At 72.1% G+C, this 23408-nt stretch carries 24 protein-coding genes; 14 read left to right on the top strand and 10 right to left on the bottom strand.

Annotation, left to right across the window (positions count from 1 at the left end):
- The first annotated feature begins 227 nt into the window (after positions 1-227).
- Complete coding sequence (locus ACYVMZ_RS01605) at positions 228-818, top strand: spherulation-specific family 4 protein (RefSeq protein ID WP_461076285.1); 591 nt, start codon at positions 228-230, stop codon at positions 816-818.
- Positions 815-1597 (top strand): endo alpha-1,4 polygalactosaminidase, encoded by a 783-nt coding sequence (locus ACYVMZ_RS01600; RefSeq protein ID WP_461074599.1) that lies wholly within the window; start codon positions 815-817, stop codon positions 1595-1597. The genes ACYVMZ_RS01605 and ACYVMZ_RS01600 overlap by 4 nt, the downstream gene beginning before the upstream one ends.
- 142 nt (positions 1598-1739) lie before the next feature.
- Here the strand turns inward: ACYVMZ_RS01600 and ACYVMZ_RS01595 are convergent, their stop codons facing one another.
- Positions 1740-2522: an adenosylcobinamide-GDP ribazoletransferase gene (locus ACYVMZ_RS01595; RefSeq protein WP_461074598.1), complete on the bottom strand. Its 783-nt coding sequence runs from the start codon at positions 2520-2522 to the stop codon at positions 1740-1742.
- 60 nt (positions 2523-2582) lie between these two features.
- On the opposite strand from ACYVMZ_RS01595, the gene ACYVMZ_RS01590 reads away from it, so the two are divergent.
- On the top strand, positions 2583-3347 hold the full coding sequence (locus ACYVMZ_RS01590) for a hypothetical protein (protein ID WP_461074596.1): 765 nt from the start codon (positions 2583-2585) through the stop codon (positions 3345-3347).
- On the opposite strand, the gene ACYVMZ_RS01585 is transcribed toward ACYVMZ_RS01590, so the two are convergent.
- Positions 3245-3988 carry a hypothetical protein gene (locus ACYVMZ_RS01585; RefSeq protein ID WP_461076283.1) on the bottom strand — a complete coding sequence of 248 codons (744 nt, stop codon included), beginning with the start codon at positions 3986-3988 and terminating at the stop codon, positions 3245-3247. The two genes, ACYVMZ_RS01590 and ACYVMZ_RS01585, sit on opposite strands and share 103 nt — an antisense overlap.
- 131 nt (positions 3989-4119) lie before the next feature.
- Positions 4120-5253 carry a nicotinate-nucleotide--dimethylbenzimidazole phosphoribosyltransferase gene (gene cobT, locus ACYVMZ_RS01580; RefSeq protein WP_461074594.1) on the bottom strand — a complete coding sequence of 378 codons (1134 nt, stop codon included), beginning with the start codon at positions 5251-5253 and terminating at the stop codon, positions 4120-4122.
- 208 nt (positions 5254-5461) lie between these two features.
- Between cobT and ACYVMZ_RS01575 the strand changes: the two genes are divergently transcribed.
- Positions 5462-6505 (top strand): class I SAM-dependent methyltransferase, encoded by a 1044-nt coding sequence (locus tag ACYVMZ_RS01575; protein ID WP_461074592.1) that lies wholly within the window; start codon positions 5462-5464, stop codon positions 6503-6505.
- A 39-nt stretch (positions 6506-6544) separates the two neighbouring features.
- On the opposite strand, the gene ACYVMZ_RS01570 is transcribed toward ACYVMZ_RS01575, so the two are convergent.
- Positions 6545-7744: a bifunctional adenosylcobinamide kinase/adenosylcobinamide-phosphate guanylyltransferase gene (locus tag ACYVMZ_RS01570; RefSeq protein WP_461074590.1), complete on the bottom strand. Its 1200-nt coding sequence runs from the start codon at positions 7742-7744 to the stop codon at positions 6545-6547.
- Between the two features lie 113 nt (positions 7745-7857).
- Here ACYVMZ_RS01570 and ACYVMZ_RS01565 point away from each other — a divergent pair, with 113 nt between their 5' ends.
- Entirely contained in the window at positions 7858-8070 is a 213-nt protein-coding gene (locus tag ACYVMZ_RS01565; RefSeq protein WP_461074588.1) for a hypothetical protein, read from the top strand.
- Positions 8071-8122: 52 nt separating this feature from the next.
- Here the strand turns inward: ACYVMZ_RS01565 and ACYVMZ_RS01560 are convergent, their stop codons facing one another.
- Together ACYVMZ_RS01560 and ACYVMZ_RS01555 are read right to left on the bottom strand one after the other, a co-directional pair.
- On the bottom strand, positions 8123-8824 hold the full coding sequence (locus ACYVMZ_RS01560; protein ID WP_461076281.1) for a class I SAM-dependent methyltransferase: 702 nt from the start codon (positions 8822-8824) through the stop codon (positions 8123-8125).
- An 83-nt stretch (positions 8825-8907) separates the two neighbouring features.
- Entirely contained in the window at positions 8908-9537 is a 630-nt protein-coding gene (locus ACYVMZ_RS01555) for a DUF3043 domain-containing protein (RefSeq protein ID WP_461074586.1), read from the bottom strand.
- A 305-nt stretch (positions 9538-9842) separates the two neighbouring features.
- On the opposite strand from ACYVMZ_RS01555, the gene ACYVMZ_RS01550 reads away from it, so the two are divergent.
- From ACYVMZ_RS01550 to ACYVMZ_RS01535, 4 genes are all read left to right on the top strand, one after another.
- Positions 9843-10625, top strand: a complete 783-nt coding sequence (locus tag ACYVMZ_RS01550; protein WP_461076279.1) for a PspA/IM30 family protein — start codon at positions 9843-9845, stop codon at positions 10623-10625.
- Between the two features lie 38 nt (positions 10626-10663).
- Positions 10664-10945: a PspA-associated protein PspAA gene (gene pspAA / locus ACYVMZ_RS01545; protein WP_461074584.1), complete on the top strand. Its 282-nt coding sequence runs from the start codon at positions 10664-10666 to the stop codon at positions 10943-10945.
- Positions 10946-11211: 266 nt separating this feature from the next.
- Positions 11212-12432 (top strand): sensor histidine kinase, encoded by a 1221-nt coding sequence (locus ACYVMZ_RS01540; protein ID WP_461074582.1) that lies wholly within the window; start codon positions 11212-11214, stop codon positions 12430-12432.
- Complete coding sequence (locus tag ACYVMZ_RS01535; protein ID WP_461074580.1) at positions 12429-13112, top strand: response regulator; 684 nt, start codon at positions 12429-12431, stop codon at positions 13110-13112. The genes ACYVMZ_RS01540 and ACYVMZ_RS01535 overlap by 4 nt, the downstream gene beginning before the upstream one ends.
- Positions 13113-13190: 78 nt before the next feature.
- Here the strand turns inward: ACYVMZ_RS01535 and nadA are convergent, their stop codons facing one another.
- Complete coding sequence (gene nadA / locus ACYVMZ_RS01530) at positions 13191-14387, bottom strand: quinolinate synthase NadA (RefSeq protein WP_461074578.1); 1197 nt, start codon at positions 14385-14387, stop codon at positions 13191-13193.
- A gap of 356 nt (positions 14388-14743) precedes the next feature.
- Between nadA and ACYVMZ_RS01525 the strand changes: the two genes are divergently transcribed.
- A complete protein-coding gene (locus tag ACYVMZ_RS01525; protein WP_028422454.1) occupies positions 14744-15100 on the top strand; it encodes an iron-sulfur cluster assembly accessory protein in 357 nt (118 codons plus the stop codon).
- 78 nt (positions 15101-15178) lie between these two features.
- Here ACYVMZ_RS01525 and ACYVMZ_RS01520 read toward each other — a convergent pair whose 3' ends face one another.
- The gene (locus tag ACYVMZ_RS01520; RefSeq protein ID WP_461074576.1) at positions 15179-17155 is read right to left on the bottom strand and encodes a hypothetical protein; all 1977 of its coding nucleotides are present in this window, start codon (positions 17153-17155) and stop codon (positions 15179-15181) included.
- A gap of 148 nt (positions 17156-17303) precedes the next feature.
- Positions 17304-17513 carry a hypothetical protein gene (locus ACYVMZ_RS01515; RefSeq protein WP_461074574.1) on the bottom strand — a complete coding sequence of 70 codons (210 nt, stop codon included), beginning with the start codon at positions 17511-17513 and terminating at the stop codon, positions 17304-17306.
- Between the two features lie 131 nt (positions 17514-17644).
- Between ACYVMZ_RS01515 and ACYVMZ_RS01510 the strand changes: the two genes are divergently transcribed.
- Positions 17645-18619, top strand: a complete 975-nt coding sequence (locus tag ACYVMZ_RS01510; RefSeq protein ID WP_461074572.1) for a carbohydrate kinase family protein — start codon at positions 17645-17647, stop codon at positions 18617-18619.
- 7 nt (positions 18620-18626) lie between these two features.
- Here the strand turns inward: ACYVMZ_RS01510 and ACYVMZ_RS01505 are convergent, their stop codons facing one another.
- On the bottom strand, positions 18627-20006 hold the full coding sequence (locus ACYVMZ_RS01505) for an aminotransferase class V-fold PLP-dependent enzyme (RefSeq protein ID WP_461074570.1): 1380 nt from the start codon (positions 20004-20006) through the stop codon (positions 18627-18629).
- 284 nt (positions 20007-20290) lie between these two features.
- On the opposite strand from ACYVMZ_RS01505, the gene ctaC reads away from it, so the two are divergent.
- Genes ctaC through ACYVMZ_RS01490 form a run of 3 tightly spaced genes read left to right on the top strand, consistent with a single transcriptional unit; the run spans position 20291 to position 23381 of the window.
- Positions 20291-21250 carry an aa3-type cytochrome oxidase subunit II gene (ctaC, locus tag ACYVMZ_RS01500; protein ID WP_461074568.1) on the top strand — a complete coding sequence of 320 codons (960 nt, stop codon included), beginning with the start codon at positions 20291-20293 and terminating at the stop codon, positions 21248-21250.
- A complete protein-coding gene (gene ctaD / locus ACYVMZ_RS01495) occupies positions 21247-22986 on the top strand; it encodes an aa3-type cytochrome oxidase subunit I (RefSeq protein ID WP_461074566.1) in 1740 nt (579 codons plus the stop codon). Before ctaC ends, ctaD begins: the two co-directional genes overlap by 4 nt.
- Complete coding sequence (locus ACYVMZ_RS01490; protein WP_461074564.1) at positions 22983-23381, top strand: cytochrome c oxidase subunit 4; 399 nt, start codon at positions 22983-22985, stop codon at positions 23379-23381. The genes ctaD and ACYVMZ_RS01490 overlap by 4 nt, the downstream gene beginning before the upstream one ends.
- The last annotated feature ends 27 nt before the right edge of the window (positions 23382-23408 follow it).

Below are 23408 nucleotides of genomic sequence, written 5' to 3'. Positions count from 1 at the left end.
CGGTCGACCCCAGACCCGTCGTCGGAAACGGTCTGATCCGACCTGAGGGTGTGGTCTCAGCGGGGCCTTCCCCGGTGCGGCGAACACTCGGGACGAGACTACGCGCGTGCCCGGGGTGCCGTCTTCGCCCTCCCGGCCTCGCCCACGTCCTCGGCGGCCCCCTGCTCACCGGCCCGCAGGGCGACTTCGGCCTCCGGGCGGGCACCGTCCCGCTGCCGGCCGGGGCGCTGTGCGGCTGGACGCGGAACCAGGGCCTGGTCCACCGGGCGTACTCCTGGCTCCGCCCCGGCGACCGCCCCGACGCGGCGTTCGCCGAGGTCGCCGCCCGGCTGCGGGCCGCGGGCGTACGGGTGCTCGGCTACGCCGACACGGACTACGGCCGCCGCCCGCGCGCCGACGTCGTCCGCGACCTGAGCCGGTACCACGAGTGGTACGGCACGGACGGCGCCTTCCTCGACCAGGTGGCCGCAGGGCCGGACGAGTTCACCCACTGCCAGCCCATGGCGGTGGCCGCCTGGGCCCTCGGCTGCGCCACCCTCGTCCTCAACCACGGCACCCCACCGCACCCCGCCTACGCCCGGATCGCCGACGTCCTCGTCACCTTCGAGGGCACCTGGACGTCGTACCGCCGGCAGCGCCCCGAGCCGTGGCCGGGCGGAACCGGGGTGCGGCTGTGCCATCTGGTGTACGGCGTACCGCCCGGCGTCGACCTGGCGGAAACAGCCCGGGCGTGGGGCGCGACGGTGCACTGCGCGGTGCCCGGCGTCGGCGATCGTCCTTGGGGTACGTTGCCGCACACCCTGGAGTCCGCCCGGTGAGACGCCCCCTCCTGCTGGCCGCCCTGCTCGTCCTGCTCCTCGCGGGCTGCTCGCAGGCCCCCGACGACAAGCCGGGCGGCCCGCGCTGGCAGCCGCGCCCCGGCACCGCCTGGCAGTGGCAGCTCAGCGGCCGTCTGGACACCTCCGTCGACGTGCCGGTCTACGACATCGACGGCTTCGACCACTCCCGGGCCACGGTCGCCGCCCTGCACCGCGCGGGCCGCCAGGTCATCTGCTACCTGTCCACGGGCGCCTGGGAGGACTGGCGCCCGGACGCGAAGAGGTTCCCCCGGCCGGTCCTCGGCCTCGGCAACGGCTGGCAGGGCGAGCGCTGGCTCGACATCCGCCGCACCGACCTCCTGGAGCCGCTCATGGCGGCCCGCCTCGACATGTGCCGCGCCAAGGGCTTCGACGCGGTGGAGCCGGACAACATGGACGGCTACCGCAACCGCACCGGCTTCCCGCTCACCGCCCGCGACCAGCTCCGCTACAACCACCTGATCGCCAAGCTGGCCCACGACCGCGGCCTCGCCGTCGGCCTGAAGAACGACCTGGACCAGATCCCGCAGCTGGTGGGCGACTTCGACTTCGCGGTCAACGAGCAGTGCGCCCAGTACGGCGAGTGCGCGGCCCTGAAGCCCTTCATCGACGCGGGCAAGGCGGTGTTCCACGTCGAGTACGAGCTGCCCACCGGCCGGTTCTGCGCCGAGTCCCGCCGGCTGAAGCTGAGTTCGCTGCTCAAGGAGTACGAACTGGGCGCATGGCGCCGGGCATGCTGAGCGGCGTACCCGGCGGCGTCCGCAGTGGTGGGTGACCGCTGCCCGCAGCGCGGCCCGGCGCGGCAGCCGCGGGGTGACCTTCAGTCCCACCAGCCCCCTGCCGAGGGTGCGCGAGCGCCGAGGCCGGCGCCGGGGGATCGGTTCAGCCCAGTGACAGAACGACGAGTGCCGTCGTCGCCGCCGTCTCCGCGAGCCCGCCGAACACGTCACCGGTGACCCCGCCGAAGCGGCGGGTGCAGTGGCGCAGGAGCAGTTCGGCGGCGGCGAGGGAGACGACCACCGCGAGCGCCGTACGGACGGCGTCGTACGGGCCGAGCACCGCGCCCCCGGCCGCGCAGACCGCGAGGACGGCCACCGCGGCGGCCAGCGCACCGGGCCCCGGCACCACGCCCGCGACCGCCGCCCCCAGCCCCTCCGGCCGCGCGGCCGGCATCCCGGAGCGCGCCGCCAGGGTGAGCGCCAGCCGGGCGACCATCGCCGCGACGACGGCGGCGAGCGCACCCCGGGTCCAGGAACCGCCGTACGCCTGCGCGAGCGCGGCGACCTGCGCGAGCAGCACGAAGACGAGCGTGAGCACACCGAACGGCCCGATGTCCGACTGCTTCATGATCCGCAGCGCGTCCCCGGCGGGCTTCCCGCTGCCGAGCCCGTCGGCGGTGTCCGCGAGCCCGTCGAGGTGCAGACCCCGGGTGAGGACGGCGGGGACGGCGGCGGTGGCGACGGCGGCGAGCAGCGCACCGGCCCCGAGGACCAGCAGCAGGAGCCCCGCGGCGGCGGCCGCGGCGCCGGCCACCAGCCCGACGAGCGGGGCGCACAGCATGCCGCCGCGCGCGGCCTCCCGGTCCCAGCGGGTCACCCTGACCGGGAGCGCGGTGAGGGTTCCGAAGGCGAAGCGGAGGCCGTCCGGCCAGGGAGTCGTGGACACCGGCGCAGGTTACCCGGCGGTCACGAGAGCGGTGGCAAGGGCCGTGGATAAAGTGCACATATGGGAGATTGGTGGCAGCGGAACATCATCGAGCCGGGCAAGCTGCCGCTGCTGCTCGCCCTCACCGCCTTCGTCCTGACCTTCCTGATCACCCGTGTCATCACCCGGCTGATCCGCGCGGGCAAGGGTCCCTTCGGCAACGTCGAGTCGGGCGGGGTGCACATCCACCACGTCGTGCCCGGCGTCATCCTCACGATCATCGGCGGCTTCGGCGCGGTGGCCGGCGGCGCGCACGGCTTCGGCTCGGCCCTCGCCGCGGTGGTCTTCGGCATGGGCGCCGGTCTCCTCCTGGACGAGTTCGCCCTGATCCTGCACCTCGATGACGTCTACTGGACCGAGGCGGGCCGCAAGAGCGTCGAGGTCGTCGTCCTCACCGCCGCCCTCGTCGGCCTGCTGCTGATCGGTTTCTCGCCCTTCGGTGTCAACGACGTCACCGAGGACGAGGAACAGGGCCGCGCGGGCTTCATCGTGAACATCGCGGTGAACTTCCTCTTCTCCCTCGTCGCCCTGGCCAAGGGCAAGACCCGGATCGCGATCTTCGGCGTGATCGTCCCCGTCATCGCCCTGATCGGCGCCGTACGCCTGGCCCGCCCCGGCTCCCTGTGGGCCAAGCGCTTCTACCGCCGCCGCCACCGTGCCCGGGCCCGGGCGACCCTGCGCGCCTACCGGCACGACCGCCGCTGGTCGGGGCCCCGGCGCGCCGTCCAGGACTGGATCGGCGGCAAACCCGATCCCGCGCCGCCCCGCTCCCTCGAACGCCGGTGACGCAGCGCGCCGAGCGCGCACACCACCAGCACCGCCGCGATCGCCGCCAGGTGCTCCTTGCCCGCGAGGTTCTCCTTCACCAGCACCTCGACCACCATCGCCAGCGTCACCGCACCCGCCGTGACGTACGCGCCGTAGCGCCAGCCGAGGAACACGGCCAGGCCCACCACCGCCGCCGACGGCCCGGTGTCCACGACCCGGGCGTCCGAGCCCGGCAGCCCCAGCGGGGCGGCGTCCGGGCCCAGCCAGATGCCCACGCGCGCGTACAGCGTGCCGGCGAGCGTGGCGACGTACGCCACGACGAGCGTCCGCCACCAGCCCAGGCAGATCTCGGCGATGCCGAACACCAGCAGGATCTGCGCCAGCGCACCCCACACCGGCAGGTCCAGCGCCGGCACGAACAGCGACAGCGGGGTGCGCGGCAGCGCCAGCCACAGCGGGTCCTCGGCCCGTACGGTCCCCAGGTGCTGCACGACCTGGTAGCCCCAGGACTGGTGGTGCACGAAGTGCAGCAGCGCCGTCAGGCACACCGCCCCGGCTGTCATCGGGGCCGCCCGCCACCGCCGCTCCCGCACAGGCTCGCGCACCGCGGTGTACAGCGGTCCCCATTCGGCGCGGGCCCAGCGGGCGAGCGTGGTCATCGGGCGGTCCTTCATCCCTGCGTCGGTCATCCCCGGGTGGCTACGGCCGAGCGAAGCCGACACCACCTTCGAAGACCAACCGGGACGGGACGAAGTTGAGCCGGGCGGGCGTGATCCGGCTCTCCCGGGTGCTACTCGGTGACAGGCTCCCCGGCGCCCTCGGCCTCAGGCGCGCCGGACACCTCGGAGGCCTCGGACACCTCGGACGCCTCGGACTCCTTCGGCTTCTCGGGCAGTTCCGCCGCCAGCGCGGCGGCCGCCTGCACCAGCGGAAGAGCCAGCAGGGCCCCGGTGCCCTCGCCGACGCTCACGCCCTGGGAGAGCAGGGGCTCCAGCGCCATCCGGTCCAGCGCCTTGGCCTGCCCCGGCTCCCCGCTGTCGTGCGCGGCCAGCCACCAGTCCGGCGCCCGGAACGCGATCCGCTGCCCCACCAGCGCGCACGCGGCCGTCACGACCCCGTCCAGCACCACCGGCATCTTGCGCACCGCGCTCTGCAGCAGGAAACCCGTCATCGCGGTGAGGTCGGCCCCGCCGACCGTCGCCAGCAGCTGCAACTGGTCCCCGAGCACGGGCCGGGCCCGCCGCAGCGCGTCCCGGATCGCCGCGCACTTGCGCATCCACGCCAGGTCGTCGATGGCCAGCCCGCCCCGCCCGGTGACGACGGACGCGTCCGTCCCGCACAGCGCCGCGACCAGCACACCGGCCGCCGTGGTCCCGCCGACGCTGACATCGCCGAGCACCACCAGATCCGTACCGGAGTCGGCCTCCTCGTCGGCCACCGCGACCCCGGCCCGGAACGCGGCCTCGGCCTCCTCCAGGGTCAGCGCGTCCTCGACGTCGATCCGCCCGCTGCCGCGGCGGACCCGGTGCCGTACGACGTCCGCCGGCAGCGTGGCCGGATCGCAGTCCAGCGCCATGTCCACGACCCGCACCGGCACGCCCTGCCGCCGGGCGAGCACCGACACGGGACGGCCGCCCTCCAGCACCTCCCGCACCAACTCCCCGGCACCGCCCGCCGGACGCGCCGAGACACCCAGCTCGGCGATCCCGTGGTCACCGGCGAAGAGAACCACCCGCGGCCGTTCGATGGGCCGCACCGGCACGGCGGACTGCGCCGCGGCCAGCCACTCACCCAGGTCGTCGAGGCGGCCCAGCGACCCGGGCGGCACGATCTGACGCTCCCGGCGCGCCTCGGCATCACGGCGCACCCCGCCGTCCGGCCGCTCGATCAGATCGGTGAAGTCGTCGAGATTAAGCGAGCTCATTCGCCGAACAGTACCGGCCCCGGTCGAACAGGACGCCGCCACATCGCCACCACGCCGTCCCGCAGCGGATGCACCAGAGAGCGCTATCCGATACGTACCGTTTTGCCGAGGAATGTCGTACGCCCCTCGCATCACCTCGTATCACCTCGCATCGCGGGGCCTCGCCCACGTCCGCCGTGCCGCACGTCCTCTCTCCGGGAGCCGCCCAGTGCCCGCACCCCCAGCGCCCTCCGCACCCTCCATCCCGCAGCCGACCGTCCGTGTCCACGAGCCGCGCCGCGCGGACTGCCCCTGGTGCGGCTCCGCACGGCTGCGCACCCGGCTGCGCTGCGGGGACCTGCGGCGGTACAGACCGGGCAGTTTCACTGTCGACGCGTGCCGGGACTGTGGCCACACCTTCCAGAACCCCCGCCTCACGCCCGAGGGCCTGGCCCTCTACCTGCGGACCGTCCGCGGCGAGCCCCGCGACCACGCCGCCGAACTCGTCCTCGCCCTGCGCGGCAGCCGGCGCCGCCGGCGCCGTGCCGCCCGCGCGATGCTGCGGTTCGGCGAGCCGGAGAGCTGGCTGGACGTGGGAACGGGCCACGCCCGCTTCCCGGCGACGGCCCGGGAGTTCTTCCCGTACACCTCCTTCGACGGCCTGGACCCCACCGCGCGCGTCGAACGCGCCCGCGCCGCGGGCCGTGTCGAGGAGGCCCACGTCGGCCGGCTGACGGACCCGCGGATCACGGCCCGGCTGCGCGCCCGCTACGACGTGATCAGCATGTTCCACCACCTGGAACGCACCCCGGACCCCCGCGCGGAACTGGCCGCCGCCCTCGACGTCCTGCGCCCCGGCGGCCACCTCCTGATCGAGGCCCTGGACCCCCGGTGTGCGTTCGCCGCGCTGTTCGGCCGCTGGTGGCTGCCCTACGACCCGCCCCGCCGCCTGCACCTGATGCCCCCGCACAACCTGCGCACCGAACTCCAGGCCCGGGGCTGCGCGATCGTCACCGTCGACCACCGCACCGCCCACGTCCCCCACGACCTGGCCGGCGCGACCGCCCTCGCCCTCTCCCACGCCCTGCCCGCCCCGGACACCCCCTGGCGGACCATCCCCCCGACACCGCTCCAACAGCATCTGCGTACGGTCCTGTCGCGCGCGGGCTTCCCCTTGGTGGCGGCCGCGGCGGCGACGGACCTGGCGCTGGCTCCGCTCCTGCGCCACACGCGCTTCGCGAACACGTACCGGCTCATCGCACGCAAGCAGTGACCAGCCGGCCGGAGCCGCCGGCCCGCGGGCCGTCCTGCCTCACCCCCGCAGCACCACCGCCTGCCCCGCCACCACCAACAGCACGTGCTCGCACTCCTGCGCGAACGCCGTGTTCAACCGCCCGAGTTCGTCCCGGTAGCGCCGCCCGGACGCCGTGGCCGGCACGATCCCCGAGCCGACCTCGTTGGACACGGCCACCACGGTCCGCCGCGTCGCGCGCACCGCGTCCGTCAGCTCCCGCACCCGCTCCCGCAGCACCCGCTCCCCACGGTCCGCCCACTCCACGTCGTCCCACGCCCCCGCCGAGTCCATCGCGTCCGTCAGCCACAGCGACAGACAGTCGATGAGCAGCGGCGGCCCGTCCTCCTTCAGCAGCGGCACCAGATCGCAGGTCTCGACGGTCCGCCAGGACCCCGGCCGCCGCTCCCGGTGCGCGGCGACCCGTGCCCCCCACTCGGTGTCCCCGTTGCGCGACCCGCCCGTCGCCACGTACAGCACGTCGGGAAAGGCCTCCAGGCGCCGCTCGGCCTCCACCGACTTGCCCGACCGCGCCCCGCCCAGCACCAGCGTCCGCCGCGGCAGGTCGGGCACGTCCTCGTACGCGCCCACCGCCAGCGTCGTCCCGTCCGGCACCGCCCGTGCCCCGGCCGCCGCGAGCCGCCGCGCGAGCTCCGGGCCCGGCGGCACGTCGTGGTCGAGGTGCACGGCGATGACATCCGTCGTCGGCCGCACCGCGCCCACCGCCCGCAGCTTCGCCAGCGCGTCCGGCCGCCCCACGACGTCCGCGAGCACCATGTCGTACGACTCGGCCGGCTCCTCCAGACCCGCCGGCGCCCCGCCCGGCGGCAGGTACAGCAGCCGCTGTCCGTCCGGCCCGGTCACCGCGTACCCCGTCCCCGGCGCGTCCAGCGCCACCGCCCGCACCCGATGCCCGGTCAGCAGCGCCAACTCCCGCCCGTCCGGCACCCGGCCGGGCTGCGGCACCCCGGCCGGCACCTCGACCGCCGGCCCGTCGTGCGGATGCGACAGCAGCACCTGCTGCAGGCCGCCCAGGGAATGACCCGCACGGGCGGCCGCGAACGCCGCGCCCGGCGTCAGGTCGAGCAGCAGCGCCCCGTCGACGAGCAGCGCGGTGGCCGCCCGCGCGTGCGCGCCGAGGGCCGCGGCGCAGGCCGCGCAGGGACAGTCGGGGCGGGGGAGTCCCGCGGGGGCACCGGTGCCGAGCAGAGTCAGGTCCACGCAGTGATTTTCGCGTGTCCGCGCAGCTCTTGCGCGTCCGGCTAGGCTCTGGGCAGGAGCCGGACCAAGATCCGGCTCCCGCTGTGCAGTGTGCTCACACATGGGAGGCGTACATGGCGGCATGGACGTGGCGGTTCGAGAAGACCGACGGGACGGAGGTCCAGCCCGCGGTGCCGCCGGAGGAGTTCCCCACGCAGGGGGACGCCGAGTCCTGGATCGGGGAGCACTGGAAGGCCCTGCTGGAAGGCGGCGCGGACCAGGTGCGGCTGTTCGAGGACGCCACGGAGATCTACGGGCCGATGAGCCTGCACGCGAACGAGGCGTGACCGCCCGGGCGGGGGCCGCCGGCCCTCGCCCGAGGCACTCCCGGCGCCGGACTCAGCCCCGTACGCCGCACAGGTGGAGCAGAGCCGCCACCCCGCGGTACGGATCCGTCCGCCCGGCCTTCTCCTCGACCGCGAGCAGCGTCTCCACGTCGGCCGGGAGCTCGGCGCCGTCCGCCGCCGTGTCCGTGAAGACGCGCACGCCGTACCACGCGTGCAGCGGCGCCCCGATCCCGGCGAGGGTGGCCGTCAGCGTGCCCAGCCGGTCGGCCCGTACGGCGAGCCCCAGCCGGTTGCGGTAGGCGGTCGTGTCGAACGCGGCCAGGGCGCCGGCCCAGTCGCCGGCCAGGCCGGGCCGCATCGCGAGCGCGTCCCCGTTCCGTACGAGCAGCGACAGCAGCCCGCCGTGCGCGAGCATCCGCGCGAGCCCCGCCAGCAGCGGATCCGGCTCCTCGACGTACATCAGCACGCCGTGGCACAGCACGACGTCGAAGCTGCCGGGCAGGAAGTGCACACCGGTGTCCCGGCCGTCGCCCTCGATGATCCGCATCCGCTCCCGGATGCCCTCCGGTTCCCCGGCGAGCGCCTCCCGGGCCGCGGCGATCATCCGCGGGTCCTTCTCCAGCCCGGTCACCTGGTGCCCCTGCCGGGCCAGCCGCAGTGCCTGCGTCCCCTGGCCCATCCCCACGTCGAGCACCCGCAGCCGCTGCCCCACGGGGAACCGCCCGACTATCTGCTCGTCCAGCTGCCGGGCCACCAGCTCCTGCCGTACGACGTCCCGCAGACCGCCGAGCACGCTCAGCCAGGCGTCCGTGGCGCCCCCGGTGAACGGCGTCGTGCTCAGGGCCGCTCTCCGCGCTTGACCTGCGGCTTGGGCAGCCGGAGCCGGCGCATCTGGAGGGAGCGCATCAACGCGTAGGCGACGGCGCCGCGCTTGTTCTCGTCCGGGAAGCGCTCGGCCAGCCGCTTCTTCAGGCGGAAGCCGGTGACGAACGAGTCGAGCACGATCAGCACGATCACGACGAGCCACAGCAGCAGCGCGATGTTCTGCAGCGCGGGCACCCGCACCATGCTCAGCACGAGGATGACCACGGCCATCGGCAGGAAGAACTCCGCGATGTTGAACCGCGAGTCGACGAAGTCGCGCGCGAAGCGGCGGACCGGGCCCTTGTCACGGGCCGGCAGGTACCGCTCGTCGCCGCTCGCCAGCGCCTGGCGCTGCCGCTCCAGCGCCGCGCGGCGCTCCTCGCGGTTGCGCTTGGCGGCCTCCTTGCGCGACATGGAGGTGTTGGCGACGCTGCGGCGCTGCGACTGGGCCTGGCTGCGCTTGGGCGTGGGGCGGCCCTTGGGGGCCTCCGGATGACGGGGCTGCTTGGAGTCGGTCACCGGCGCCTTGTCGGCGCTCGGGGCCTTCTCTTCCTTGGCACGGCTACGGAACACAAAACCCAAGGGTAAGGGCTTGACGGGCATGGACCCCAGTCCCGCGGGGAACGATCCGGCAACACCAGTCGTCTGTAAAGGGACAGAGGGGACGTTGTGTGCGACTCCGGTTGTCTCCGGATCACCCTCGGGGTGCGGCTCCGGCCGACCCCGGGGAGCACCTACTCCCTACGCCGGAGGGGGAGCGTACACAGTCGTCCTTGGGGATGAGCGCATCCGTCCCCGAACAGTGCGGTAATGGATGCAGGGCCCGTACTGTGGGTTCTGTCGCAGAGCTGGAGCCGGAGTCGGTCAGAAGGGGGCGCGCGAAGCCCATGAGCGGTGTCATGAAGCGTATGGGGATGATCTTCCGCGCGAAGGCGAACAAGGCCCTTGACCGGGCCGAGGACCCGCGCGAGACCCTCGATTACTCGTACCAGAAGCAGCTCGAGCTGCTCCAGAAGGTCCGCCGCGGTGTCGCGGACGTGGCCACCTCCCGCAAGCGCCTGGAGCTCCAGCTGAACCAGCTGCAGCAGCAGTCCTCGAAGCTGGAGGACCAGGGCCGCAAGGCGCTCGCCCTGGGCAGGGAGGACCTCGCCCGCGAGGCGCTCTCCCGCCGTGCCGCGCTGCAGCAGCAGGTGACGGACCTGGAGACCCAGCACGCGACGCTCCAGGGCGAGGAGGAGAAGCTCACCCTGGCGGCCCAGCGTCTCCAGGCGAAGGTCGACGCCTTCCGCACCAAGAAGGAGACCATCAAGGCGACGTACACGGCGGCCCAGGCCCAGACCCGCATCGGCGAGGCCTTCTCCGGCATCTCGGAGGAGATGGGCGACGTCGGCCTCGCGATCCAGCGGGCCGAGGACAAGACGGCCCAGCTGCAGGCCCGCGCCGGCGCGATCGACGAACTCCTGGCCTCCGGAGCCCTGGACGACCAGTCCGGCATGCACAAGGACGACATCCAGGCCGAGCTGGACCGGCTCTCCGGTGGTACGGATGTAGAGCTGGAGCTGCAGCGCATGAAGGCGGAGCTGGCCGGCGGCACGACCGGAGGGCAGCAGGCCATCGAGGGCGGTCCGGGCCAGCAGCAGTCCCAGTCCCAGCAGCAGCCGCAGGACACCCCGCGCTTCGACAAGCAGTAGTCGGCTTCACGGCCGGGGCCCACGCCGAGGAGGGCGACATGATCGTACGGATCATGGGGGAGGGGCAGGTGAGGCTGGCCGACAGCCACCTCTCCGAGCTGAACAAGCTGGACGACGAGCTCCTGGCCGAAATGGAGAACGGCGACGGCCCCGGCTTCCGCCGCACCCTCCAGGCCCTGCTCTCCAGGGTCCGGGAACTGGGCGAACCACTCCCGGACGACTCCCTGGAACCCTCGGAGCTGATCCTCCCGTCCCCGGACGCGACCCTGGAGGACGTACGGGAACTGCTGAGCGACAACGGCTTGATCCCGGGCACCTGAACCACGCGCCGAGCCGCCCTCCGGGCGTGGCCGGGTCCGCGATCCGTGTGGCGCCGCACCCGGGCAGGGCGGCGGCCGGTTCCGCCAGCCGCCCAGCTGCGGGCAGTCGTGCCGCTGGGGCGATGGGGGGTCCCCTGCTCGAGCAAGCCGAGAGCTTGGGGGAGGCACCCCGCGGCGCCGGGTTGCGCGGCCTGCCCCACCCCTGCAGTCCCCCGCACCGCCGGAGGCATACGCACCGACGTACAGCCCGGCTACCGTAAACCCCCGTGAGCACCCTCCAGCGCGCCAGATGCCGCGCGAAGGCGCACCCCTTGACCGTGGACGCGGCCCTGGCCGCGGGCGTTCTCGCGTGCATGGTCGCCGGCTCCTTCGTGGACCCGCACGGCCCGGACGGCGTCACCTGGGGCCTGCGCACCCCCGACGCCCTCAGCCTGCTCCTCATCGCCCTCGGCGCCGCCGCCCTCGTCTTCCGCCGCCGCGCCCCGAGAACCGTCCTCGCCCTCACCGGCTCCGTCTCCGTCGTGGAGTCCGTCACCGGCGACCCCCGCGCCCCGGTCGCGATGTCCGCGGTCATCGCCCTCTACACCGTCGCCTCCACCACCGACCGCCCCACCACCTGGCGCTTCGGCCTGCTCACCATGACGGTCCTGACCGGCGCCGCCATGATCTGCGGGCCACTGCCCTGGTACGCCCAGGAGAACCTCGCGATCTTCGCCTGGACCGGCATCGGCGCCACCGCCGGCGACGCCGTCCGCAGCCGCCGCGCCGTCGTCCAGGCCATCCGCGAGCGCGCCGAGCGGGCGGAGCGCACCCGGGAGGAGGAGGCCCGCCGCCGCGTCGCCGAGGAGCGCCTGCGCATCGCCCGGGACCTGCACGACGTCGTCGCCCACCACATCGCCCTGGTCAACGTGCAGGCGGGAGTCGCCGCCCATGTGATGGACAAGCGGCCCGACCAGGCCAAGGAAGCCCTCGCCCACGTACGGGAGGCCAGCCGCTCCGCGCTCAACGAGCTGCGCGCCACCGTGGGGCTGCTCCGCCAGTCCGACGACCCGGAGGCCCCGACCGAGCCCGCCCCGGGCCTGGACCGCCTCGACGAACTCGTCGGCACCTTCCGCAACGCGGGCCTGCACGTCGAGGTCGCCCGCGCCGACCAGGGCACCACCCTGCCCGCCGCCGTGGACCTGGCCGCGTACCGCGTCATCCAGGAAGCCCTCACCAACGTCCGGAAACACGCGGGTGCCGAGGCGAAAGCGGAGGTCAGCGTCGTACGCGTGGGACCGAACATCGAGATCACCGTGCTCGACGACGGCACCGGCGAGGACCACGCCCCCTCCTCCGGCGGCGGGCACGGCCTGCTCGGCATGCGTGAGCGCGTCACCGCGCTGCGCGGCACCCTCACCACCGGTTCCCGCTACGGAGGCGGTTTCCGCGTTCATGCGATCCTGCCGGTCAAGACCCGCGCACGCGCCTCAGAGGACTCCGTATGACGATCCGTGTCCTGCTCGCCGACGACCAGGCGCTGCTGCGCAGCGCCTTTCGGGTGCTCGTCGACTCCGAGCCCGACATGGAGGTGGTGGGCGAGGCGTCCGACGGCGCGGAGGCGGTACGCCTGGCCAAGGAGCAGCGGGCCGACGTCGTACTGATGGACATCCGCATGCCGGGCACCGACGGTCTCGCGGCCACCCGCTCGATCAGCGCCGACCCGGCCCTCGCCCACGTCCGCGTGGTCATCCTGACGACGTTCGAGGTCGACGACTACGTCGTGCAGTCGCTGCGCGCGGGCGCCTCCGGCTTCCTCGGCAAGGGCTCCGAGCCCGACGAACTCCTCAGCGCCATCCGGATCGCGGCCGGCGGCGAGGCCCTGCTGTCCCCCACGGCCACCAAGGGCCTGATCGCCCGCTTCCTCGCCCAGCAGGGCACGGCCGACGACGACCGCGACCCCGCCCGCTCCGAGCGGCTGAGCTCCCTGACCGTGCGGGAGCGCGAGGTGCTGGTGCTGGTCGCCGGCGGGCACTCCAACGACGAGATCGCCGAACGGCTGCAGGTCAGCCCGCTGACGGTGAAGACGCACGTCAACCGGGCCATGGCCAAGCTGGGGGCCCGGGACCGGGCGCAGCTCGTGGTGATCGCGTACGAGTCGGGCCTGGTCCGTCCAAGGGTGGAGTGACCCCGGCCGGAGCCTGCGGGAGTCCGACGGACGGCGAAAGGGCCGGGTCTCCTGCGAGACCCGGCCCTTTCAGGAGTGCTACGGCAGCGCCAGCATCCGCTCCAGTGCGAGCTTCGCGAACGCCTCCGTCTCCTTGTCGACCTCGATGCGGTTGACCAGGTTGCCCTCGGCGAGGGACTCCAGGGCCCACACCAGGTGGGGGAGGTCGATGCGGTTCATCGTGGAGCAGAAGCAGACCGTGCGGTCGAGGAAGACGATCTCCTTGCCCTCGGGCGCGAAACGGTTCGCCAGACGGCGGACCAGGTTCAGCTCCGTGCCGATGGCCCACTTGGAGCCGGCCGGGGCGGCCTCCAGGGTCTTGATGATGTACTCGGTCGAGCCGACGTAGTCGGCCGCCGCCACGACCTCGTGCCTGCACTCGGGGTGGACCAGGACGTTCACGCCGGGGATCCGCTCGCGTACGTCGTTCACCGAGTCCAGGTTGAAGCGGCCGTGCACCGAGCAGTGGCCGCGCCACAGGATCATCTTGGCGGCACGCAGCTCGTCGGCCGTCAGGCCGCCGTTCGGCTTGTGCGGGTTGTAGACGACGCAGTCGTCGAGCGACATCCCCATGTCCCGCACCGCGGTGTTGCGGCCCAGGTGCTGGTCCGGCAGGAACAGGACCTTGCTCGTTGAGGGATCCCTCTGCTGGAACGCCCACTCCAGGGCCCGCTTGGCGTTGGAGGAGGTGCAGATCGTGCCGCCGTGCTTGCCTGTGAACGCCTTGATGTCCGCGGACGAGTTCATGTACGAGACGGGCACGACCTGCTCGGCGATGCCGGCCTCGGTCAGCACGTCCCAGCACTCGGCGACCTGCTCGGCCGTGGCCATGTCGGCCATGGAGCAGCCGGCGGCCAGGTCCGGCAGGACCACCTTCTGGTCGTCGGACGTCAGGATGTCCGCGGACTCCGCCATGAAGTGCACACCGCAGAACACGATGTACTCGGCCTCGGGGCGCGCGGCGGCGTCCCGGGCCAGCTTGAAGGAGTCGCCCGTGACGTCGGCGAACTGGATGACCTCGTCGCGCTGGTAGTGGTGGCCGAGCACGAAGACCTTGTCCCCGAGCTTCTCCTTGGCCCTGCGGGCGCGCTCCACCAGGTCCGGGTCGGACGGCGAGGGCAGGTCGCCGGGACACTCCACACCGCGCTCGCTCCTCGGGTCGGCCTCACGGCCGAGGAGCAGCAGGGCGAGGGGCGTCGGCTGTACGTCGAGCTCCTGGGTCTGGGCGGTGGTCACGACACGCACCCTTTCTGTTCTGCGGCTCGCCGGGTCCGGGCCTGCGGGACAGGTCCGGACCCGGCGGGACATTGCGGGACACCGTTTCGACTTTTCGTCGATTTGACGCTATCTATCATAACCGCTTCACGTCACTTTGACGATGGCCATAGCGTCTGTGTGACGTGAATCCCGGCGATCGGCCTTTCATTCCCGAAAGAGTCGTTTTCCGCTTCCCGGCGCGTGTGCGAGCATGAAGAAGGACCGACATGACGAAGGACCGAGGGAAAGACGCGGGCCCGGCCCGGAATGAATCCGCGGCCCCGCCGGTTGCAACCGTCGGCAAGCAGTCTCCGTACAACCCGGGAGAGATGTAGATGTCCGTATCGGACGAGACCACCACCGTCACCGACGGCATCATCCTGACCGACGCCGCCGCGGCCAAGGTCAAGGCCCTGCTCGACCAGGAAGGCCGTGACGACCTCGCGCTGCGCGTCGCCGTCCAGCCCGGTGGCTGCTCCGGCCTGCGCTACCAGCTCTTCTTCGACGAGCGTTCCCTGGACGGTGACGTGGAGAAGGACTTCGGCGGTGTGAAGGTCGTCACCGACCGCATGAGCGCTCCGTACCTGGGCGGCGCCACCATCGACTTCGTGGACACGATCGAGAAGCAGGGCTTCACGATCGACAACCCCAACGCGACGGGCTCCTGCGCCTGCGGCGACTCCTTCAGCTGAGCCTCGCCCGCCCGCAGCGGACGTACGAAGGCGGCGGCCCCCTCCGACAGGGCCGCCGCCTTCGGGCTTTCCCGGCGCCTAACGCGTCCCGGACGGGGGCGCCGGCAGCCGTGCCCCGTCCTTCCGGAGGGGAATCGGCTCGCCGTCGGTCCCGACGACCTCGCGGTCACCGAGCGGCTCGTCCAGCGGCACCGTCTGCTGGTACTCCTTGGCGATCAGGATGCAGACCTTGCCCGGCCACGGGGTCTTGGTCACCTTGACCGTCACCTTGTCCGCGCTCTCGCTCGCCGACGCCTCGTAGTCGGCGCACACCCCGCCCGTGAAGGTCACGGTCAGCTCGCTGCCCTCGGCCGTGTAGCCCTCCACCTCGACGTCCCGCGGGGCAGGCGCCGAGGTCGGCTCGTCGGGTCCGGTCGGCCGCGGGCTGGGCCGGTCGGTCGGCTGCCCGGACGGCGTGGGCGGGGCCAGGTACTTCGGGTCGACGGCCGGGTACGTCACCGTGAACGCGTCCTGGGCGCCCGCCGCCCGCACCTGGAACAGCCAGGACGGCACCAGCGCCTGCCGCGCGTCCACGAAGTGCGACGCCAGCCCGAACACGGCCTTCTCGACCGTGATCGTCTCGGTCTTCTGATCCTTCTGATTCTTCGGAGCAGCCGTGGAGGAACCGCACGGCTCCTCCAGCCGGTCCTTCAGCGGTACGGGGGTGGCGCAGCCGCCGATGCCCACCCGGTGGTCGCCCTGCTCGCCCGCGTTCATCAGCTCCAGCGCCTTCCCGGCGCTCACCACGGGGTACGTGTCCCCCTTCAACGGCGCCTTCAGCTGGCCGCTGCCGCCGACCACCTCGCCCTGGGCGCTGACGCTGATCCCGGTCGTCCAGCCGTACGTCGGCAGCCCGCCGACCACGGGATCGGCGTTCACCACCCGCTGGGCGCCCATGACCTGGCTCGCGTCCCACTTCGCGTCGTCCTGACCCACCGCCTTCAGGACAGGAGCCGCCGCCTTCTTCGCGGCCTCCTCGCTCACCGGGCCGGTGTCCGGGGAGGCCGGGTCGTGCGCGCACACGGTGGGCTTCTGGCAGTTGTCCGTGCCGGGGGCGTACCGGCTGAACGTCCAGGTACCCGGCGCCTGCTTGTTCACCTGCAGACTCGGCCCCTGCCCGTCCTTGCCGGACCCGACCTTCCAGGCCTGACCCTCGGCCACCGGCCTCCCGTCGATCCCCAGGGCCTTGGCCAGCCGGGCCACCTCCTCCTCGGTCACCTCACCCGCCGCCCGGTACACGGGCGCAGAGCCGGGACCGGCGGGCAGCGCGGTGTCGGCCCGGTACGTGGCGCCGTAGGGGTTGGGTTCCCCGGGTGCGATGCCGTTGCCGCCCTCGGAGTAGCCGTCGAGGGCGAGCGGCGGGGGAGTGCCGGCACCGCCGGGCGCCCCCGACGAGGCACCCCCGTCCGAGCCGCCGGAGGCGGTGGCGGCGAGGTAGGCCCCACCACCGCCGACGAGCAGCACGGCGGCGGCCACGGAGGCGACGACCGCGCTCGTACGCCGCCGGGCACGCGGTCCGGCATCGGCGTCGTCGCCATGGGGGGCCTGACGGCGAGGCTCGGCGGATTCCGGCGTACCGGTCTCCTCCGGCGTACGGGTCTCCTCCGGTGTACCGGTGTCATCGGGGGTACCGGTGTCATCGGGGGTACCGGTGTCATCGGTGGTACCGGCGTCATCGGAGGTACCGGTCTCATCGGCACCGATGTCCTCCGGCGTACCGGCCTCCTCGGCACCGGTCGCATCGAGACCGGCCTCTCCGGCACCGGCCTGATCGGCACCAGCCTCTCCGGCGCCAGCCGATCCGACACCGGTCTCTCGGGCACCGGCACCTTCCGCCTCGGAGCCCTGCCCCCCGGAGCCCTGCCCCTCAGCTGCCCGGTTCCCAGAAGCCTCGCCTTCCGAGGCCCGGGTTTCACTGCCGCCGGAAGCGCTCCCTGCGTCCCGCGCGTGCTCGGCGGTTTCGGCGGCGCCGGCCTCGGTCTCGGCGTCGTCGTGGTCGGGTCGCTCGGTGTTCACCGCATCGCTCCTTCGGCTGCACAGCTGTCCCGTACGCCCGCCCGTGCCCGAACGGGCCGTGACGGGTCGTATCCCGCATCCTCTTTACGGGGGACAGCGATGGGACGCAGCGGGGGAGCACCCGGTTCCCTGCCGGGGCGGCTCTCGCTCAGTCGCCGTAGTCCGACATGGCGTCCAGCAGCCGGGCCGACGCCGGCGGTACGGTCACGCCGTGGATGAGGGAGGGGGAGACCGGCACCGGGCTCACCCGCTCCGGAACCGTCCAGTGGGGAGCCATCCGGGCGCAGTCACCGCGCAGCGACGCCAGATCGCCGTCGTTGTCGGCCGGGCCGGGGGCGTGGATCTTGAGGTTCGTCATAGCGGCACCGTATGCACGCTCGAGCGCACGAAGAAAGATCTACTATCGGGTAGTTTCGGCGGCTTCAACGTGGCCGCACCGACCCGATAGCGTGAACTGTCCACCGTCCTCCCTCCAGGAGAATCCACGCCGTGCGCATCGCAGTCACCGGCTCCATCGCCACCGACCACCTCATGACCTTCCCCGGCCGCTTCTCCGACCAGCTCGTCGCGGACCAACTGCACACGGTCTCGCTGTCCTTCCTGGTCGACAAGCTCGACGTGCGCCGGGGCGGGGTCGGTGCGAACATCGCCTTCGGCATGGGCCAGCTCGGCACCCGGCCGATCCTGGTCGGCGCCGCGGGCTCCGACTTCGACGAGTACCGGTCCTGGCTCGACCGGCACGGCGTCGACACCGCCTCCGTCCGCATCTCCGACACGCTGCACACCGCCCGTTTCGTGTGCACGACCGACGCCGACCACAACCAGATCGGCTCCTTCTACACGGGCGCCATGAGCGAGGCCCGCCTCATCGAGCTGAAGACCGTCGCCGACCGCGTCGGCGGCCTCGACCTGGTCCTGATCGGCGCCGACGACCCGGAGGCGATGCTCCGCCACACCGAGGAGTGCCGCTCCCGCTCCATCCCGTTCGCCGCCGACTTCTCCCAGCAGATCTCCCGCATGGACGGCGATGAGATCCGCATCCTGCTGGACGGGGCGACGTACCTCTTCTCGAACGAGTACGAGAAGGGCCTCATCGAGAGGAAGACGGGCTGGACGGACGCCGAGATCCTCTCCCGCGTCGGCCACCGCGTCACCACCCTCGGCGCGCGCGGCGTGCGCATCGAGCGGGCCGGTGAGGACCCGATCGAGGTCGGCTGCCCGGAGGAGGAGCGCAAGGCCGACCCCACCGGCGTCGGCGACGCCTTCCGCGCCGGCTTCCTGTCCGGCCTGGCCTGGGGCGTCTCCCTGGAGCGCGCCGCCCAGGTCGGCTGCATGCTGGCCACGCTGGTCATCGAGACGGTCGGCACCCAGGAGTACCGGCTGCGCCGCGCGCACTTCATGGAGCGCTTCACCAAGGCGTACGGCGACGAGGCCGCCGCCGAGGTCCAGGCGCACCTGAGCTGAGCGCGGGTCAGGACACCCGGCGGATCACATAGGCCGAGCCCCGGTCCGCCGGCTCCTCACCCACGTACTCCTGGCCCCGCATCGCGCACCACGCCGGAATGTCCAGCCGGGCCGCCTCGTCGTCCGCGAGGACACGCACCGTGCCGCCCACGGGTACGTCGCCGATGACCTTGGCCAGCTCGATCACCGGGATCGGGCAGCGCCTGCCCACCGCGTCCACGACGAGGGTCTCGGCCTCCCGGCCCACCTGCGAGGCAGCGGGCGCGCCCAGCTTCTCCCGGACCCCGGCGACCGCCCCCGGCAGCACGTCCAGGAACCGCTCGACGTCCTCACCGGCCGTCCCCATCGGCAGGGACACCCGCACATTGCCCTCACTCAGCACACCCATGGCCTTCAGCACATGGCTCGGCGTCAGCGTGCTGCTTGTGCAGGACGATCCGGACGAGACGGAGAAACCCTCCCGATCCAGCTCGTGCAGCAGCGTCTCTCCGTCGACATAGAGACACGAGAAGGTGACGATCCCGGGCAGCCGCCGCACCGGATCCCCCACCACCTCCACATCCGGCACCAGCTCCGGCACTCGCACCCGGATCCGCTCCGTCAGCTCCCGCAGTCGCACCGCCTGCTCGGCCGCCTCCGCCCTCACGGCCCGCAGCGAGGCCGCCGCGGCGACGATCGCCGGAATGTTCTCGAACCCGGCGGCCCGCCCCGACTCCCGCTCGTCCACCGGCCCTTGCGGCGCGAACCGCACACCCTTCCGTACGACGAGCAGTCCGACCCCCGACGGCCCGCCCCACTTGTGGGCGCTCGCCGCGAGCAGCGACCAGTCACCCTCCACCGGCCCCCACCCCACCGACTGCGCCGCGTCCACCAGCAACGGCACGTCCGCCGCCCGGCACGCCTCGGCCACCTCGGCCACCGGCTGCTCGGTGCCCACCTCGTGGTTGGCCGACTGCAGACAGGCCAGCGCGGTGTCGGCACGCAGGGCCGCCGCGTACGACTCGGCATCCACCCGGCCCTGACGGTCCACGGCGACCTGCGTCACCGTCCCCCCGTCGGCCTCGTGCACCTCGGCCGCGTGCAGCACCGAGGAGTGTTCGACCGCTGACACGATCAGGTGACGCCCCACCCGCCGCCGCCCGGCCAACGCCCCCGCGATCCCCGAGTGCACGGCCCGCGTACCGGACGGCGTGAACACCAGCTCGTCCGGGCGGCACCCCACCGCCTCGGCGGCCGCCTCCCGCGCCGCATCCAGCAGCATCCGGGCCCGCCGCCCCTCCCGATACAGCCGGGCAGGATCGGCCCACCCTTCGCCGAGCGAGGCCAACAGAGCCTGCCGGGCGACGGGATGAAGGGGAGCACTGGAAGCAGCATCGAAGTAGGCCACGCAGCAACGCTAAGCGCCCCAAAGGGCTGTGCGGAACTGCGCGCTCACCCACAAACCACCGCCACTCGCCGCACAACCGGCACCTCCGAGCCATTAGGCGGCCGATCCCACCCCTTCGGATTGACCCACGGCGCGTATGCCCACCCTCCCCGCGACCCCCCGGAGGGCGTCGGCTAGGGTTTGGTCCGCATAAACATCCAAACCCCTGCCCGACGCAGGGCGGCGACCGACCAGCGAGAAGGCCGCAGCCAACAGCGCGGGCGAGACTCTCGGGAAGGCGCTACGTGAGTCCCAACGGCTCCGACCGCTCGCCGCGGCGCCCGATGCGGCGGAAGCTGCTGCAGGCACTGACCGCGGGCCTGGTCCTGGCGACCGCCACCGGTTGCACATACGAGGACTTCCCCCGCCTCGGCATGCCCACCCCGACCACGGAAGAGGCTCCGCGGATCCTCTCCCTGTGGCAGGGCTCCTGGGCCGCCGCGCTCGCCGTGGGCGTGCTGGTGTGGGGCCTGATCCTGTGGAGTGCTTTCTTCCACCGGCGCAGCCGCACCAAGGTCGAGATCCCTCCGCAGACCCGGTACAACATGCCCATCGAGGCGCTGTACACGGTGGTCCCGCTCATCATCGTCTCGGTGCTCTTCTACTTCACCGCGCGTGACGAGTCCGAGCTCCTCAGGCTCGACAAGAAGCCCGACGTCACGGTCAACGTGGTCGGCTTCCAGTGGAGCTGGTGCTTCAACTACGTCGAGAACGTCGACGGTTCCTCCGGTGACGCCAAGACCGCCAAGGAACTGGACGCGATCCCGGACCGCTACAAGGACGCCTTCCCGGCCAACGCCGGCGGTGTCTACGACTGCGGTATTCCCGGCACGCGCAACCCTCAGACCGGCAACCCCGGTCCGACCCTGTGGCTGCCCGAGGGCAAGCGGGTCCGCTTCGTCCTGACCTCGCGCGACGTCATCCACTCCTTCTGGGTGGTGCCGTTCCTCATGAAGCAGGACGTCATCCCGGGCCACACCAACGCCTTCGAGGTGACCCCCAACAAGGAGGGCACCTTCCTGGGCAAGTGCGCCGAGCTCTGCGGCGTGGACCACTCCCGGATGCTGTTCAACGTGAAGGTCGTCTCCCCTGAGCGCTACGAGCAGCACCTCAAGGACCTCGTGAAGAAGGGGCAGACCGGTTACGTTCCCGCCGGCATCGAGCAGGCGGGCCACGAGAAGAACCGGGAGACGAACATCCTGTGAGCATCCTCAACGAACCCCAGGGTGCCGCGGCAGCAGGGTCCCACTATGCGGACGAGCTGCCGGTCCGGCGCCAGAACCGCGGCAGCGTCGTGGTCAAGTGGCTGACGACCACGGACCACAAGACGATCGGCACGCTGTATCTGGTCACGTCGTTCGCGTTCTTCGTCATCGGTGGCGTCATGGCGCTGTTCATGCGCGCCGAGCTGGCCCGGCCGGGTCTGCAGATCATGTCGAACGAGCAGTTCAACCAGGCGTTCACGATGCACGGCACGATCATGCTGCTGATGTTCGCGACGCCGCTGTTCGCCGGCTTCGCCAACTGGATCATGCCGCTGCAGATCGGCGCGCCGGACGTGGCCTTCCCCCGGCTGAACATGTTCGCCTACTGGCTGTACCTGTTCGGCTCCCTCATCGCGGTGGCGGGCTTCCTGACCCCGCAGGGCGCGGCCGACTTCGGCTGGTTCGCCTACGCCCCGCTGTCCGACGCGGTCCGCTCCCCGGGCATCGGCGCCGACATGTGGATCATGGGTCTGGCGTTCTCCGGCTTCGGCACCATCCTCGGCTCGGTCAACTTCATCACCACGATCATCTGCATGCGCGCCCCGGGCATGACCATGTTCCGCATGCCGATCTTCACGTGGAACGTGCTGCTGACCGGTGTGCTGGTCCTGCTGGCCTTCCCCGTGCTGGCCGCCGCGCTGTTCGCGCTGGAGGCGGACCGCAAGTTCGGCGCCCACGTCTTCGACGCGGCCAACGGCGGGCCGCTGCTGTGGCAGCACCTGTTCTGGTTCTTCGGGCATCCCGAGGTGTACATCATCGCGCTGCCGTTCTTCGGCATCATCTCCGAGGTGATCCCGGTCTTCTCCCGTAAGCCGATGTTCGGCTACATGGGTCTGATCGGCGCGACGATCGCGATCGCGGGTCTGTCGGTGACGGTGTGGGCGCACCACATGTACGTCACCGGCGGAGTGCTGCTGCCGTTCTTCTCCTTCATGACCTTCCTGATCGCGGTCCCGACCGGTGTGAAGTTCTTCAACTGGATCGGCACCATGTGGAAGGGCTCGCTGTCCTTCGAGACCCCGATGCTGTGGGCGACCGGCTTCCTGATCACCTTCACCTTCGGTGGTCTGACCGGCGTCATCCTGGCCTCGCCGCCGATGGACTTCCACGTCTCGGACTCGTACTTCGTGGTGGCGCACTTCCACTACGTCGTCTTCGGCACGGTCGTCTTCGCGATGTTCTCCGGCTTCCACTTCTGGTGGCCGAAGTGGACCGGCAAGATGCTCGACGAGCGCCTCGGCAAGATCACGTTCTGGACGCTGTTCATCGGCTTCCACGGCACCTTCCTGGTCCAGCACTGGCTGGGCGCCGAGGGCATGCCCCGCCGGTACGCGGACTACCTCGCGGCCGACGGCTTCACCGCCCTGAACACGATCTCGACGATCAGCTCGTTCCTGCTCGGCATGTCGCTCCTGCCGTTCTTCTACAACGTGTGGAAGACGGCCAAGTACGGCAAGCCGGTCGGCGTCGACGACCCGTGGGGCTACGGCCGCTCCCTGGAGTGGGCGACCTCCTGCCCGCCGCCGCGGCACAACTTCCTCACCCTGCCGCGGATCCGCAGTGAATCCCCGGCGTTCGACCTGCACCACCCGGAGATCGCCGCGCTCGACCAGCTCGAGAACGTCGGTCACGGCGAGAAGGCGGCCGTCGCGGGCGGCAAGGAGGCCGGCAAGTGAAGATCCAGGGCAAGATGTTCATGTGGCTGAGCGTCTTCGTCCTCGCCATGGCGGTCGTCTATGGCGTCTGGTCGAAGGAGCCGGCCGGTACCACGGCCCTCTTCCTGGCCTTCGGCCTGTGCATCATGATCGGCTTCTACCTCGGCTTCACGGCCAAGCGGGTCGACGTCGGCGCACAGGACAACAAGGAGGCGGACGTCGCGGACGACGCCGGCGAGGTCGGGTTCTTCAGCCCGCACAGCTGGCAGCCGCTCCTCCTGGGCATCGGTGGCGCGTTCGCCTTCCTGAGCGTGGCCATCGGCTGGTGGCTGATGTACTTCTCGGCACCGCTGATGCTGATCGGCATCTGGGGCTGGGTCTTCGAGTACTACCGCGGTGAGAACCGCACCCAGTAACACAGGCCGCACGCCTTTTCGGGCCCG

This window comes from Streptomyces deserti, from assembly GCF_054782695.1.
This window is presented reverse-complemented; position numbering and strand designations above follow the sequence as displayed.

Excerpts from the sequence above, each read along its gene's own strand:
- ACYVMZ_RS01590 (WP_461074596.1), top strand. The coding sequence starts at position 2,583 with ATGGGAGATTGGTGGCAGCGGAACATCATCGAGCCGGGCAAGCTGCCG.
- ACYVMZ_RS01565 (WP_461074588.1), top strand. The coding sequence starts at position 7,858 with ATGGCGGCATGGACGTGGCGGTTCGAGAAGACCGACGGGACGGAGGTC.
- ACYVMZ_RS01555 (WP_461074586.1), bottom strand. The coding sequence starts at position 9,537 with ATGCCCGTCAAGCCCTTACCCTTGGGTTTTGTGTTCCGTAGCCGTGCC.
- ACYVMZ_RS01525 (WP_028422454.1), top strand. The coding sequence starts at position 14,744 with ATGTCCGTATCGGACGAGACCACCACCGTCACCGACGGCATCATCCTG.
- ACYVMZ_RS01535 (WP_461074580.1), top strand. The coding sequence starts at position 12,429 with ATGACGATCCGTGTCCTGCTCGCCGACGACCAGGCGCTGCTGCGCAGC.
- ACYVMZ_RS01515 (WP_461074574.1), bottom strand. The coding sequence starts at position 17,513 with ATGACGAACCTCAAGATCCACGCCCCCGGCCCGGCCGACAACGACGGC.
- pspAA (WP_461074584.1), top strand. The coding sequence starts at position 10,664 with ATGATCGTACGGATCATGGGGGAGGGGCAGGTGAGGCTGGCCGACAGC.
- ACYVMZ_RS01550 (WP_461076279.1), top strand. The coding sequence starts at position 9,843 with ATGGGGATGATCTTCCGCGCGAAGGCGAACAAGGCCCTTGACCGGGCC.
- ACYVMZ_RS01585 (WP_461076283.1), bottom strand. The coding sequence starts at position 3,988 with ATGACCACGCTCGCCCGCTGGGCCCGCGCCGAATGGGGACCGCTGTAC.
- cobT (WP_461074594.1), bottom strand. The coding sequence starts at position 5,253 with ATGAGCTCGCTTAATCTCGACGACTTCACCGATCTGATCGAGCGGCCG.